General features: G+C 33.5%; 10 protein-coding genes. 1 reads left to right on the top strand and 9 read right to left on the bottom strand.

The window, feature by feature from the left end; genetic code table 11:
• Positions 1-2 precede the first annotated feature (2 nt).
• From AC1Q5Z_RS13145 to AC1Q5Z_RS13105, 9 genes are all read right to left on the bottom strand, one after another.
• A complete protein-coding gene (locus AC1Q5Z_RS13145) occupies positions 3-5126 on the bottom strand; it encodes a T9SS type A sorting domain-containing protein (RefSeq protein WP_492445185.1) in 5124 nt (1707 codons plus the stop codon).
• A gap of 4 nt (positions 5127-5130) precedes the next feature.
• A complete protein-coding gene (locus AC1Q5Z_RS13140) occupies positions 5131-7119 on the bottom strand; it encodes a fibronectin type III domain-containing protein (protein WP_492445183.1) in 1989 nt (662 codons plus the stop codon).
• A 335-nt stretch (positions 7120-7454) separates the two neighbouring features.
• Positions 7455-8579, bottom strand: coding sequence for an ABC transporter permease (locus tag AC1Q5Z_RS13135; RefSeq protein WP_343584444.1), 1125 nt, complete (start codon positions 8577-8579; stop codon positions 7455-7457).
• A complete protein-coding gene (locus tag AC1Q5Z_RS13130; protein ID WP_492445796.1) occupies positions 8576-9682 on the bottom strand; it encodes an ABC transporter permease in 1107 nt (368 codons plus the stop codon). The genes AC1Q5Z_RS13135 and AC1Q5Z_RS13130 overlap by 4 nt, the downstream gene beginning before the upstream one ends.
• 1 nt (position 9683) lies before the next feature.
• Complete coding sequence (locus AC1Q5Z_RS13125) at positions 9684-10427, bottom strand: ABC transporter ATP-binding protein (protein WP_198856228.1); 744 nt, start codon at positions 10425-10427, stop codon at positions 9684-9686.
• On the bottom strand, positions 10417-11367 hold the full coding sequence (locus AC1Q5Z_RS13120; RefSeq protein WP_278021042.1) for an ABC transporter ATP-binding protein: 951 nt from the start codon (positions 11365-11367) through the stop codon (positions 10417-10419). The genes AC1Q5Z_RS13125 and AC1Q5Z_RS13120 overlap by 11 nt, the downstream gene beginning before the upstream one ends.
• Before the next feature lie 9 nt (positions 11368-11376).
• Positions 11377-12279, bottom strand: a complete 903-nt coding sequence (locus tag AC1Q5Z_RS13115) for an HlyD family secretion protein (protein ID WP_343584447.1) — start codon at positions 12277-12279, stop codon at positions 11377-11379.
• Positions 12280-12290: 11 nt separating this feature from the next.
• A complete protein-coding gene (locus AC1Q5Z_RS13110) occupies positions 12291-13532 on the bottom strand; it encodes a TolC family protein (RefSeq protein WP_492445180.1) in 1242 nt (413 codons plus the stop codon).
• Positions 13533-13556: 24 nt separating this feature from the next.
• Positions 13557-14177: a TetR/AcrR family transcriptional regulator gene (locus tag AC1Q5Z_RS13105; RefSeq protein WP_198856232.1), complete on the bottom strand. Its 621-nt coding sequence runs from the start codon at positions 14175-14177 to the stop codon at positions 13557-13559.
• 297 nt (positions 14178-14474) lie between these two features.
• Here AC1Q5Z_RS13105 and AC1Q5Z_RS13100 point away from each other — a divergent pair, with 297 nt between their 5' ends.
• Positions 14475-15242, top strand: coding sequence for a DUF2490 domain-containing protein (locus tag AC1Q5Z_RS13100; RefSeq protein ID WP_492445179.1), 768 nt, complete (start codon positions 14475-14477; stop codon positions 15240-15242).
• Positions 15243-15262 lie beyond the last annotated feature (20 nt).

Genomic DNA, 15262 nt, shown 5'->3' with positions numbered 1-15262 from the left:
TTTTAATTGATGATAATTTTTTTAACCAATGTTTGCTGTCCAGTCTCTAGTACGACTATGTAAATACCAGATTGTAATGAGGTATTAAAATCTACCTCATACTTTTTCTTTCCTGATTCCTGTTTTTGAATCATGGTATTTTGTCCTGAAGATGAGAACAGTCTTAAATTTATCGCACTACTGTTTTCTAAATTTACAATTGCTTTAAAATTACCATTGCTTGGATTTGGGGTTACAATAAAATCTATAATAAATTGTGATGCAGTGTCAGTATTTGGTAGCGTTCCGCGCTGTTCTACCATAATGTTTTTGGTGTAAACTGCATAACATTCTCCTTGTGTCTGCTTTAAGCCAATTGAATAAACTCCAGTTGCATCAAATTTTAAAGTGATGTATTTTTCCTTTTGTTCTACAACTTTTACTCCGTCTGGAACAACCCAATCTGTACTTTCTCCAAAAGGATTACTTGTATTAACCAAAATTACTTCTTCGTCTAAATAAGCTTGAGAACTCAATAAAAATTCTGCACTAATTGCTGTTTGGCTTGTCTTAATTACAATTTCGTCTTCGCCAATACATCCTAGAGCGGTAGTTACTTTTACATGATAAGTTCCTGCTTTTGACACATTGATTTTGGCTTCATTTGAAGTGAATCCGTTTGTAGATGTCCAACTGTATTGTGCCTGCGGATCTTTAATTGATGCATCTAAATCTAAACTTTGATCAATGCATAAAGTTCTATCTGGACCAACATTGACAATAACAGGATCTGGGTCTTTTAAAACAAATCTCTTTTTGTAAACGCAACAATCTGGGCAAGTTATAGTAACTTCATAATTTCCAGCAGTAAGGTTATTCAAATCTTTTGTAACTGCACCTGTATTCCATACATAAGAATATGGCAAATTGCCTCCTGTAACATTAAGCGTTATCGATCCGTCATTTCCTTTATAACAAATAGGATCTTTTACTGTTTCTGTAGTAAATATTCCGTTAGGATCTCCAACAAAAATACTTCCTTGAACCACGCATCCTTTTGCATCTTTTACTATTACAAAATAATTGTTTGTTGTAATATTTTCTATTTTATGAGTTGTTTCTCCGTTTGTCCATTCGTATGTATAAGGAGGTGTTCCACCTGTTACATGCGCATCTGCCCAACCATCGTCTCCAGTTGTACAACCCACATCAAACTTAGTAAAAGTCAATTTCAACGGATCTGGTTGTGGAATATACTTCTCAAGGTCTATTTCTTTAACTAAAACATTATTCACATAAGTACCCAGTTTAATTCCGTTGGCATCTTCAATGTTTAACGCATAAGTACCTTCTGAAAGATATTCTGCTGTATCCCCTGTATTATTCCAAATAGTCCAAGAACCATTGGCTTGTTTTTTCTTCCAAGTATAATAATATGGTAATCCGTTATTTTTTCCTCCTGCAAGTTTAATACCTCCCGTTACATGCGCTTTTAAAATACCATCTTGCGATTCATCTCGTTGATTATCTAATGGATTAGCATCTGTTTCATTTCCAAATTCATTACTCACATTACATGAAATAGTACGAATCACTTCAAAAGTAACTTCAAGCGGATCTGGATCGTCTAATTCTGTAACAGAATTGGCTACTATACAACTTGTTTTATTTATTGCTACATTGTAATTAGCATCACGAACTGTTAAACTATAAGTTTCTTCTGGAAGTCCGCTTAAGGTTATTGTATAAATGCCATCACTAAAACTTGTCGTTGTGGTAGTTTGCACTACTCCTTTACTATTTTTCCATTCAAACCAATAAGTATTATCTGCTGCTATTGTTCCGCCTGTTACTTCAACTACAATTTTTCCATTTGTGGCTTTATAAAAACTCGGATTTAAAACTTCAGTATATTTAATAGAAAGTGGTGCATCGGGTCCATCAATAAAAACTTCAGCATACGCAGTACAACCTTTTTTATCTGTTGCGATAACCCAATAATCTCCTTTCTTTAGAACCGTATTTTTGTCCGATTTATATTCATTAGACCATACGTAAGTATAACCTCCGCTTCCTCCTTCTGCAATTGCAGTTGCCCATCCATCGTTACCTCCATAACAAAATGCATCTCCTTTATCAATTTTCACTGATAATACCGGAGGCTGTTCCATTAATTGAATTGAATCTTTTGCGATCCAATTTCCATTTGTATAAGTCCCTAAAATAACATTATTTCTATCTTTAACATTAAGGGCATAATTTCCGTAAGAAAGATTAGAAATGATAGAATCTTGTACAGCTAAATCTTCCCAAGTGCCATTATCTCTTTGTTTTTTCCAAGAGAAATAATAAGGCAATCTGTTATTTGCTGAAGCTTCCAAAGGAGTACCGCCTGTAACGTGAGCCAGCAAAATTCCGTCCTGCGATTCGTCACGCTGTCCATCTTTTGGAGTTGTATCTTTTTTATCTCCATATTCATTTTTCGAGTTACACGAAATATCCCTAACAATTTCAAAAACTACTTTTAAAGGATCTGGCTCTGTTAATTTAAATTTAGATTCTACTACACTACAATTAACTGTCTGGCCAGTTGCTTCATTGTAATTTTTATCTTTGATGGTTAAAAAATAAGAGTCTGCTGGAACATTATCTAAAGTAATGGTATATACACCATTTTCAATTTCGGCAGTTGCATTTTGTACGATCCCTTCTAAATTTTTCCATTCGTAATCATATAGTCTATCTTGATTTTTTGCCGGATCAAATGCTGTTCCTCCTGTAATCTTTGCTACAAGTTTTCCGTCGTTTGCACCTGAAAAAGTAGGGATTTTTATTGTTGAATAATCAATCATTACCTCTTTAAGAGGCTGCTTTATTTCAATACTGTCTTTTACAAAACAACCTTTTATGCGATCGATAACATCAACATAATAAGTTCCGGCAACCAAATCTTTTATTTCGTCTCCTACTACAGCATTTTTGCCTGGTCCGTACCAAGTATAAGTATAGGTAGATTTTCCGTTTTTAATAGATGCTTTAACTCGACCATTGGCGCCTTCAAAACAAGAAACATCTGTTGAGTCAAATACAACCTCCATTGCTTCAGGTTCATCTATAGAAATCTCAACTGCTATTGGAGTTTGCTCTGTTAATGTATAAGTTCCGTGCATTATTCCGTTAGCATCTTCCACATTTATCGAATAAGTTCCTTTAGGACGTTCACTTATTATTGAATCATTTACATTCAAATCCTCCCAAACATCTTTAGAAACCAACTTCTTCCAATGAAAAATATAAGGCAATCCTTTATCGAATACTTTTCCTCCTGAAGCTAAAGCTACTAAACTACCATTTGATGCTAATTCAGTTTTTTTATTCCCTTCCTCACCAAGGTTTGCTGAATTACAAAAAATGTCTTGTTTAACTTTTAACTTTATCGAAATTGGTTCTGGATCATCTAAAATAGCAGCATCTTTTAATGTTAAATCACAGCTAAAATTATCTGTCACTATCAAAGTATATTTTCCCTCAGGAACATTATTTAACCTGATTGTATAAATTCCATCAAAAAAACTTGCCGTTGAATTGGTTGCATCTATAAGATCACCTTTTTCGTTTCTCCATTCATAAGAATATTTATTACCGTTAATTGGAGTCCCTCCTTTTACTGAAGCTATAACAGATCCGTTTTGAGCTCTATAAAAAGTAGGGTGACTAAGAATTATATCACTCGAAAGAGCAAGAGGAGTTTTAGGCTGATCGATTATCTTTGACAATACTTTTTCTTTATCATCTGATGTTTTTGCTATACAGCCAATAGTATCATTAACATCTTTTATTTTTCTAACTTTAACAAAATGTTCTCCAAGACCAAGGTCTCTTATCGTAGTTTTATCTGCATTTAAAAAAGTGATCCACGTAGCTCCACTATCTAGTGAATATTGGTAAATGCCATTCGCAGTTCCTCCTGTAGCTACTACATCAATTGCACCATCTTTTCCTTCAAAACAACTAATATCTTTCTTTTCAATAGAAAAATCTACTGGTGTTGGAGATACAATTGTGAAACTCGTTTGGTGTTCTGGATCCATTACATAGGTATTAGCCTTAAAAGATCCTTGTTGAAAATACCCTAGCAATTTAAGGGTTGTTAACCCTTTGTTTAAACTTCCAACTGTATAGGAATTATCGGCCTCTAACTTTTTCCCGTCAAGAATTCCATCTTTGGTAATGTTAGGAACATCTTCTCCATTCATTCCGTCAAAATCAAGCGATAAAATTTCTCCAGGATCTAAGGGTCTGCTAAAATTTATTTTTACCTTACCATCATTAGTATCAAAACAACTTGTCTCAATAGGCTCTACCGATAAAATATGCGGAGCAGATCTTACATAAAGCAATTCAACAGTACTGCCATATTCATTAGCTCTTAACGTTATTTTTTTACCAACCGCTTCATAAGGCAAAAAATCTTTGCATAATATGTTTAGTGAATTTATGCCTTGGTATTGGACAGGAAGACTTCTCCAAACATCTACCCAAATCGTTATAAAACCTATTTTAATTTGTCTTCTTTCGCCTTCAATATGGTACATCCAATCGAAATATTCCTTTTTAACACCCGAAATTGCTGGTATATTAATTAAACTTTCGGTACCAATTATATTATTAAGAGTATTTGGGTTAGTTAAATTGATTACAGGATAAGTTTGAACTCTAAATGTTCCATAAACATAATAAGCAAAAACACCTGTGACATTGGCATCGTCCCAATCTTTATAGGTAATATCTTGTTTTCTGCTTACTGGAACAGTGACTGCTTTTTCTTGTGTAATCTTACATCCTCCACTTCTTGTTCTCCTTCTGGTATACAAAGAAACACTGGTTGCCAAATTACTTTCGGTATAATCTCTTTCAAAACTACCCGATTTATCTTGCCAAAAATCGCTATCATCTTTTAAAGAACTTAAAGCTCCAATACCATCTAAACTAACTCTTCCTAATCCACCATTATTACAACCATCACCAGTAGCATTTCCCATTTCGGCAGTAATTATTGCATGGTAATTAGCGCTTCCCGATAAATTTACCTGAGCATGCCCTAATCCATAAACCAACAAAATAACAAATAAGTAAAATTTTTTCATAGGCTTAATAAATTACTGTTAGGGTCTCTGCTTTTGCCGGACTATCATTTTCTAGATTTGGAACCAGATGATATTCGTATTCCTTATTAATTTTTAAGTTTTTATCTTCTAAAGTAAAAACAGTGCTGTTTAATTCTTTCCATAAAGTTGGCGGAAGACCTTTTTCATTTTTATAAATGCTAAGACCCAAAACCTTGTTCTTATTTTTGGCATAATCCCAAGAAAGAACTATTTTTCTGTTTTCTCTATCTGCCGTTCCTTGCAAAAATGTAATAACCTTTACTGGCGTAAAATTTAATACACTAACCGTTATAACAGAATGATCTAATGAAGACCAAAGATTGCTTTTATCCTTAGCCAAAATAGCATATTGATAGGTCTTTTTATTCTCTATTCTATCATCTGTAAATTCTTGGATAGTATCGTTTATCTGTTTTATTTCAAGCCATTTTTCCTGTCCTTTTTCTCTTCTTCTCAGGCTATAACTTACAACATCTTCACTATAGCTTCGTATCCACTTTAAGTGCACTTTGCCATCTTTATTGTCATAATCTTTAAAGATTGGCGCTGCCGGCGGAATTTTATCTGGTTTATCTAATACCAAAATATCAGAAGGATCCGAAATATTATAACGCATATCTTCAGCAGCAATTCTATAATAAACTTTGCTATTGGTCATTTTTAAACTCACACTATCTTTATACTCTGTACCGATATAAGATTGATGGTAAATATCTACAAATTCTTCACCTGACGTATTTGCTCTTAAAATTCTGTATCCTCGTAAATCTTTTTCTTGATTAGGTTTCCATTTTAGTCTAACCGTTCCGAGACTATCAATCACACCTTCCAAACCAATTGGTTTAGCTGGCGGTATAGAATCGACAGGCTGAACCAACATGCTTTGCGAGGTTAATCTTTGATTATTTTTTCCGACAACCGAAATCGTGAAATAATTAGATGGATAAAGACTTTCTTTAAAATTGAGTTTTCTTTGAGATGGCGGAATAATTTTTGAAACAACCTTATATGGTCCTTTATCATTATTCGCTAAATTAATTTCGTAACCCTGAATAAAACTTTCCGATTCTTTAGGATAATCCCATTCAAGATTGACTTCATTTGAATTTAAAATAGAATAATCTACCATTCTTGCAGGAGTTACTATAGCTGCAACGCCTTTTGCCGTTATAGGCTTTGTAAATTCTCCTTTTTCTCCAAACGAAGTGACACCATATAATCTATAATGATAGACTTTGTCGTTTACACTAAGTGTATCAACATAATACATGTTTTTAGACGGATTTTCGTCTTTATCATTTAAATTAACGAGTGCCGTATTGGATATTGGAGTATAATTAATTCCATCTGAAGATTTTTCTACCATAAACGAGGTATAAATTCTTTTGAAGGTTTCATAATCCCAAGAAAGAAGTACCTTTCTATCATCTGGAACTGCAATAAAATCTGTTGGAGCAGGAAGAACAGTATAGTCTCTCAAGCCAATCATATAAGAGGATTCTTTTACCTGCGGACTTTCAAAAACCTTTACTTGGTAAGCATATACCTCATTACTCTTTACATTTTTATCTATGTATCCCCAACCTGCTTTTACAGCTCCTTCAAAACTCATATCTGCAGCATATAAAGCAAAAGTATATCGCTGATCAAGCTCGTCGGCCATATTTACTATTTTTGCTAGATCACCTTCTTTTGCACCAGTTACTTCAAAGCTTTCGCCATAAATAGATTGTGCAATTATAGCTGCATTACTATCTTTCTGTACAAAATCGATCCAAGAATCTAATGGTTCGGGAGTTAATGGCTTTTGAGTAAGAAGCGTTTTTTCAGGTTTAGGTAAGACAACGCCATCGCGTAAAACTGTAGTTCTGGTAATTGTAAATCCTTTTTTATTTGCTTTCTGCCATTCGGCTGGAGAGTTAACGGCCCAGCGAATTAAGATTTGATCCTTTTGTGCTCTGGCATTCACCATAACAGCAGCACGTTTAGTCTGCGAATAGGATACGGATATAAACAATAAAAAGAAAAAAATAAACTTATTTGGGGACATAAGATGTAATTATTTCCATGTTAAAAAAAACAAAAGTAGTTTTTTTAATTATTATTTAAATACGGTTTCCCGTACTACAATGTAACAACATGCAAACAAAAAACATGCAACACACTAACACACAGAAACATACACTAAAAACTTACGATTTTTTTCTTATAAATTCAATCAAAAAATATCATTTTTAATATTTTTATAAAATATTTCCTATTAAGAAGACATTTGCTAGTGATAAAAACAAAGCCTTAAAAATTCATTTAATTTGTCTTTCTGTAATTATAAATCGCCAAAGCATTCAATACAATTGCAAAAACAATCAGATACAATAATTCTGTCCCCACTTCTTGTAGGCCACTTCCTTTCAAAACAATAAGGCGAACCACTTTTATAAAATGTGTAACAGGAGTAAATTCAGAAATTATTCTTGCCCAATTTGGCATACTGTCGGTGCTGGTAAAAAAACCGCTCATTAGCATAAAAATCATCATAAAGAAAAAGGCAATAAACATTGCTTGTAACTGCGTATCAGCAAAAGTTGAAATCAGAAGTCCCAAACCTAATAATGCAGTTAAATAAACTCCTGCAAAAAGATATAAAACCAAAAGACTACCAAGCGGAAATATCCCATAGATTAAATACATTACAATAAGGCCAATTGTAAATACAGTCATTCCAACAATCCAAAAAGGAATCAGTTTCCCAAGAATAAATTGCCACTTTTGAATAGGCGTTACATTAATCTGTTCGATTGTACCTATTTCTTTTTCCTTTACAATATTTAGCGCTGTAATAAATCCGCCAATCAAAGTAAGCAGCAATACTAAAATACCAGGAACCATATAATATTTATATTCTGCTCTTGGATTGTACCAATTTGTACTGTTTAAGGTAATTATTGACGGAGAAACTGCGCTTAATTGCTGTGGCAATTTAACCCGAATATCTAAATCATTGCTAAAATCTGCCAATACAACATTTAGGTAAGCATTTCCAATATTTGATTTGGTTCCGTTAATGGCATCTACAGCAATATTAACTTTCTGACTTCCTTCTCTAATTAAGTTTCGTTCAAATCCAGAAGGAATTTCTAGAATCAAGTCAGCATCTGCTCTTTCAATAAATTTCAAGCCTTCTAGATAAGAAGAGGGAGTTCCGACAATATGGAAATATCCCGAAGAACCAATTTTATTAATTAACTTTTGAGAATACGAACTGTGATCGTGGTCTACATAAACAATATTTACACTTTTGACTTCAAAATTGGCCGCCAAAGGCAAAATAATCAGCTGAAAAATCGGAACAAAGAACATCATTGCCAATATTGTTTTGTCTCGAAAGATCTGGCGAAATTCTTTCTGTAATATAAAACGCAGCACTTTCATGACAATCTAATTTTAAATTTTTTCAGAGAAATAGTCAGCAGAAGAATCGTCATTACAACAAGTATTAAAGTTTCTTTCCATATATAAGAAAAACCTAAACCTTTAAGCATAACCGCTTTTACGATGATGTAATAATAGTGTGAAGGAATTAAATGAGAAATAGCTTGAAATATCCAAGGCATATTTTCTAGCGGAAACATAAATCCTGTTAGCAGTAAAGTGGGCAACATCATTCCCATCATCGATATTAGCATCGCTGTTTGTTGCGAAGCCGTTACATTCGAAATCAATAAACCAAGCGAAAGACAAGTAATGATAAATAAAATACTTTCTGCAAAAAGAAGCAGAAAACTTCCTTTTATTTCAACATTGAGCAGATAAACCGAAAGGAAAATAATGATAACAAAATTGATAATGGAAAGCACTAAATACGGAATTGCCTTTGCAATTAGAACCATTATGGGTTTAAAAGGCGAAACGAGCAAAATTTCCATAGTTCCCAGTTCTTTTTCTCGAACAACCGAAACCGAGGTTAAGGCAGTGCTGACAATCATAAAAATTAAAGCAATTACACCTGGAATAAAATTAAGCGAACCGTTCTGTTCTTCATTATAAAGCTGTCTTAACTCAGGCAAAATCTGATAATTGAATCTTGTCGTAGGATTTAATTCTTGCTGGTAATCTCTCACAATTGCATTTAAATAATTCGTTACAATTGTTGCTGTATTTGGGTCTGACGCATCGGCAATTACTTGAATTTTTGCTCCTCCAAGACGCTGCAAATTCGAACCAAAATTTGATGGAAAAATAACCGCACATTTAATGCTTCCATCTTTAAACCTATTTTCAATATCCTTGTAATTCAAAATTGACTTTTCGACATGAAAATAAGAACTTGATCCTATCTTTCTTATAATTTTCTCTGTATGAATGTCATGTGAATTATCCTGAATAGCAATTCCAATATTTTTGACTTCACTGCTTAAAGCAAAACCAAAAAGAACAATTTGTACAACAGGAAGCCCAAAGAGAATCAAAAGCGTTCTCTGATCTCTAAAAACATGATAAAATTCTTTTCGAATAAAAGCCAAAAATCTTTTCATATTAATCTGATGTTCTTTTGGCATTTCTCGCCAATTCATAAAAAACCTCATCCATAGAAGTTGCATCAAAACGTTTTTTTAATGCAGACGGAGAATCTATTGCGGCTACGCGCCCATCAACCATAATGCTTATTCGATCGCAATATTCGGCTTCATCCATATAATGAGTGGTTACAAATACGGTAATTCCGTTGGCTGTGGCTTCATAAATCATTTCCCAAAATTGTCTTCGAGTTATAGGATCGACACCGCCAGTTGGTTCATCCAAAAAAACAATTTTCGGACGATGAAATACTGCAACCGAAAAAGCCAATTTTTGTTTCCAGCCCAAAGGCAATCCGCCAACCAACTTTTTTGCTTCTTTTTCTAAACCTAAAGTCGAAATTAAATCAGTGCTCCTTTCTTTAATTTCAGGTCGAGAAACGCCATATACGCCAGCAAAAAACTCAATATTTTCAAGAATAGTCAGATTATCATACAAAGAAAACTTCTGACTCATATAACCAATATTCTTTTTAATTTTTTCCTGCTGTTTATAAACATCAAATCCTGCTACACTTGCTTCGCCAGAAGACGGATAAGAAAGTCCGCAGAGAATACGCATCGCTGTCGTTTTTCCCGCTCCATTGGCGCCTAGAAAACCAAAAATTTCACCCTCGCTGACTTCAAAACTAATTTTATCAACCGCTTTAAAATCACCAAACTGTTTGGTTAAATCTTTACAAATTATAGCTTTATTTTTCATGCAGGATTACTTTTGATTCTGTTGAATTATCTTGCTCTCGCATCAAACGAATAAAACTGTCCTCGATCGTTGGTTCTATTTCTTTTACTTCTAAATTTTCAGGATTATACTTTTGTGCAATCGATTTGACCATTTCAACATTTGCCTGTTCTGATACTAATGTTAGATGAAGAAATTCTCCAAAGGCATCACAATTTTCAATTTCTTTTTCGACTCTAAGATTTTGCAAAAGCTTATAAATATGATCTGCTTTTACAGCAAAAAGTGTTTTCGGAAAACTTTTTATAATTTGCTTTGGCGTGTCAACCGTCATTATTTTTCCGTTTTGAATAAGAGCAATTCGGTCGCATAATTTTGCCTCATCCATATAAGGAGTTGAAACTACAATGGTAATATCTTGCTTTTTAAGTTTAGCTAGCATATCCCAAAATTCACTTCGAGAAACTACGTCAACACCAGTAGTAGGTTCATCCAAAAATAAAATTTCAGGTTTATGAATTAAAGCACAACACAGAGCCAACTTCTGTTTCATTCCGCCCGAAAGTTTTCCGGCACGTCTATCGTTAAAAGGCTTTATCTGATCGTAGATATCTTTTATCAATTCATAATTTTCTTCAATCGTAGTACCAAAAACAGTCGCAAAAAACTCAATATTTTCTTTTACAGTGAGATCTTGATACAAAGAAAATTTTCCTGGCATATACCCCACTTTATTTCTAATTTCCTGAAACTCCTTAACCACATCATGCCCTTCAACAGAAGCAGTTCCGCCATCGGGTAATAATAATGTGGTTAAAACGCGAAAAATAGAAGTTTTTCCAGCGCCATCTGGACCTATTAATCCAAAAAGCTCTCCTTTCTCCACCTCAAAAGAAACCTCATCTACAGCGACAAAATCGCCATACTTTTTAGTAATATTTTTTAGCGTAACTGAAGCCATATTTCCGTTTTATTTTGACCAAAGAACTTCACCATACATTCCTATTTTCAAGTAACCATCGTTTTTCACTCTTACTTTTATGGCATACACCAAATTGGCTCTTTCATCTTTGGTCGGAATTGTTTTTGGAGAAAATTCAGATTTGTTCGAAATCCAGCTAATAGTTCCTTGATATTCTTTATATTTCTTTTCGCCTTGGTCAATACGTACTTTTACTTCCTGTCCGATTTTAATTTGAGGCAATTGTGTCCCTGTAATATAAGCTCTTAAATCTAGAGTTTCGAGATTCGCAATTTTGTACAATGGTTTTCCAATTACAGCCATTTCATATTGTTCTGCATATTTTGCCAATACTGTTCCTTTTATCGGATTTACAATCACACTTTTGCTCAATTGATCTTGAATTCCTTTTAACTGAACTCCAACTGTATTCCCTTGCTGTGTCAAGTTCTCAGTTGTGGTTTCCAACGAACTTTTCTGTGCGGTTATTTGAGCTTGCAACGCGGCAACTTTAGAATTTGCATCATCAAGTTGCTTTTGCGAAGCTATTCCGCCTTTTACTAATCTTTCTGTTCGATTGCGGTCTAAAATGGCATTATCAAGTTGTTTCTTCAAACTTTCAGTCTGAATTTGTATTTGAGGTTTGCCACTTAAAATCGCTTTTTCATTCTGGCGCAATTGCATTTTACTAATAGCCAATTGTGTACTGTCTATAAAACCAACTTTTTGCCCCGCTTGCAATTGTTGGCCTTCTTCTACATTCAATTGCAAAATCTGGCCATTTGCTTCGGCTGATAAAATCGTTTCGACAGCTTCAAAAGATCCAGAAGCATCAAAATCATTCTCTTTATTATGGCACGAAAACATCAAAATCGTTGGCATAAGAAAATATAAAAGCTTTATCTTTTTCATAATTTATAGAGTTAATTTCCTTTGATTGTTTGATACTCGTATTCTGACATAAGCAATTGAATTTCGTGCATGGCTTTTTCAGCTCGTGCATTTCCTTCTTTCTCAACAGAATTCAACAAATCTATTAGTGGTCCTACGCCAGTATCGTATTTTAACTGATATCCTTCTCGAATTGTCTGGCGCAGTTTTACAATATCATCATCGTCTTTTAAGATTGCTTTTTGCCTTTCGATATCTGCTGTCTTTTGATTCATTTGAAATCGGGTATTAAATAGAAAAGTTTCTTCCTGAACTTCTATTTTTTTCAATTCCTGTTGGGTCAGCTGTTTTTCGTTTGAATTTTTATATAATCCTTTAATATCCCAACCAACACTTAGTCCGGCAACTCCAACAGTCGAAATTTTATTAGCTCCCAAATTAATTCCTGGAGCTAGAACTACGCCTGCGCCCAATAATCCAACTTTTGGCATCAGGCTAACTTTCTGCATATCTGATTGCGCATTTATGAGATTTCGCTGGCTCGCGAAAAGTAATTGCTCTGGACGTTTAATAATGGTATCAATACCGATAGAATTTAAAGGTTTACCCAATTTTTCCTGACTGATATTTTTCCCTATCAAATAAGAAAGCATTGTTTGATAACCTGCTTTAGTGTATTCAAAATCTTTTTTCTGTCGGCTGAGATTCAGCTGTTCGGCTCTCATTTCATCAACATCTGTTTTGTAGGCTAAACCATTTTCATGAAGCTTTTTAACCTTATCAATATTATTGGAAAGAATAGCATTTTGAATTTGCAATTGTTTGAGCTGTTCATCGATAAGCAATACGCCAAAATAAAGCTGATTCACTCTCGATCGAAGATCATAAAGCGAAACTTCTAGTGAGGCTTTATCTGCATTGGATGATGCCTCAATAATCTTTTTCTGCGTTTTGGTCGCTCCCCCATCCCAAATGGTTTGATTTACTTGTCCAAGACCAATAAACTTAAACTTACTATCATTTCCAGAATTTCCTAAAGTTGGAAAATCACCAAAAACATATCCTTCAATAGCTGTAAGACTTATTTGAGGCAAATAAGCTTTATTTGCATTACTCAAAGTATATTCTTTACTTTTTTCAATTAGTTCATATTGTTTGATTAAAGGATAATTTTCAACAGCTAGCTTATAACTTTGATCAATGGTCAAGGTTTGCGCCTGCGCCGTCATAAAGGACAAGATTCCGATATATTTAAAATATAATTTCCTCATCATAAAATAAATTAACTCTAGTTAGTATTAGACCGCTGCAAACATCATAGTAATCCATATCGGGATTTTTTTCTTGCGCTCTTGCATTAAATCGTGAAATTGGGCACTATCCAAATTCCTGCTTCCCATAACAATCGGTTTTGCCACAAATGGAAAAACAACCAATCCTATAAGATTCATCATAAAATGCAACGGGTTTGGTTCTGTTATTTTTTTATTTTGAACAGCTTCTTGAAATTGTTTAATAAAAACAGATTCATTTACAATTTCTTTGATTGGCAATCTTTTTAAAAGTCCCTCTGGGTTATTTCGAACTTCTGTGAGAATAAAAGTTGGAATTTCTGGTTCTGCAGTAATAAAATCAATATATCGTTCGGCAATAACTTTTACTTTTTCTTCTAAAGAAGTTTTTTCATCATTCAAAATCACTTTCATACTGTTTACAAAACCTGATAAGGTTTCTGCCATTATAATCTCAAAAAGTTTAGCCTTGCTTCTAAAATAATAGTTCAGCAAAGCAAGATTCAAGCCTGCTTCTTCAGCAATATCTCTTGTTCTTGTAGCCGCAAAACCTTTTTTATAAAAAACAGTTTTTGCCGCTATTTTAATTTTTTCTTCGGTCGTAGAATCTTTTACTGAAGCATTCATTTTTAATGATTTATATGCAAATGTAAATTATTTTTAAATACGCTAAACACTTTTTTTAATCAAATGATTAAATATTTTGATTAACATCTAAAAAATAAAATTAATGCACACGTTGCCGATTAAAAATGAAACATAAAAAAACACCTAATTATCTGACATAAAACAATTTAAATATTAAAGTTACAATTCAAGTTCTCATCAAAAAAGAATACCTTTACTCTTTATAATTGTTTCCATAATTGCCTTAGACCGATTTAGAAGAAATTTACTTTTTAACTTATTTCTATCGTATTCTCTATGAAAAACAATTTTATCAGAGTCCTAATTTCACTGCTTCCTCTATGTGCGTTAGGGCAAACTCAGAAAAAAGAAATTAACCAACAGCTTCAGACTTGGGTTTCTATAAATACGGTTACCAAATTTGCAGACCATTGGGGTGTGATTGGCGATTTTCATATTAGGCGAAATGATTTTGTTGCCGATCCGAGTTTTTATTTTATAAGAGGAGGTATCAGTTATATTCCAAATTCAAATATTTCTTTAAATTTAGGATATGCACATATGTGGCTGGCACCGTCAAACCCAGACTGGAGTACTTTTGCAGATGAAAACAGAATTTACCAGCAAGCGCAGTTAAATACAAAATTTGGAAATATAAGCATTCTGCAGCGCTTACGGAATGAACAGCGCTGGCAGGAAAAAATAGTTAATGATAAACCCAGCGGAGATTGGCGATTTACCAACAGAATTCGCTATCTGATGAGTTTTACTTTTCGAATTTCCGATAAAAAATCATGGCCACAAATGGTTCTTTCTGATGAGATTCTGCTGCATTTTGGAGAGGAAGTTATTTACAACACTTTTGACCAAAATCGTTTTTTTGTAGGGATTAAAAAAAATATCAATCCAAAATGGAGTTATGATTTTGGCTACATGAATGTATATCAACAAAAATACTCTGGATATCAATACGATATGAATCATACGATAAGATTATTTTTTTATCTAAGTACCAGTATTAGAAAAAAAGCACCTTCAGAGATTGAGAATTCTGGCGATGAATGATGTGTTACAAATACGATTTT

It is taken from the genome of Flavobacterium sp. GW823-FHT06G12 (assembly GCF_058794775.1).
Note: the sequence above shows the minus strand (reverse complement) of the source record. Positions and strands in the feature narration are given on the sequence as shown.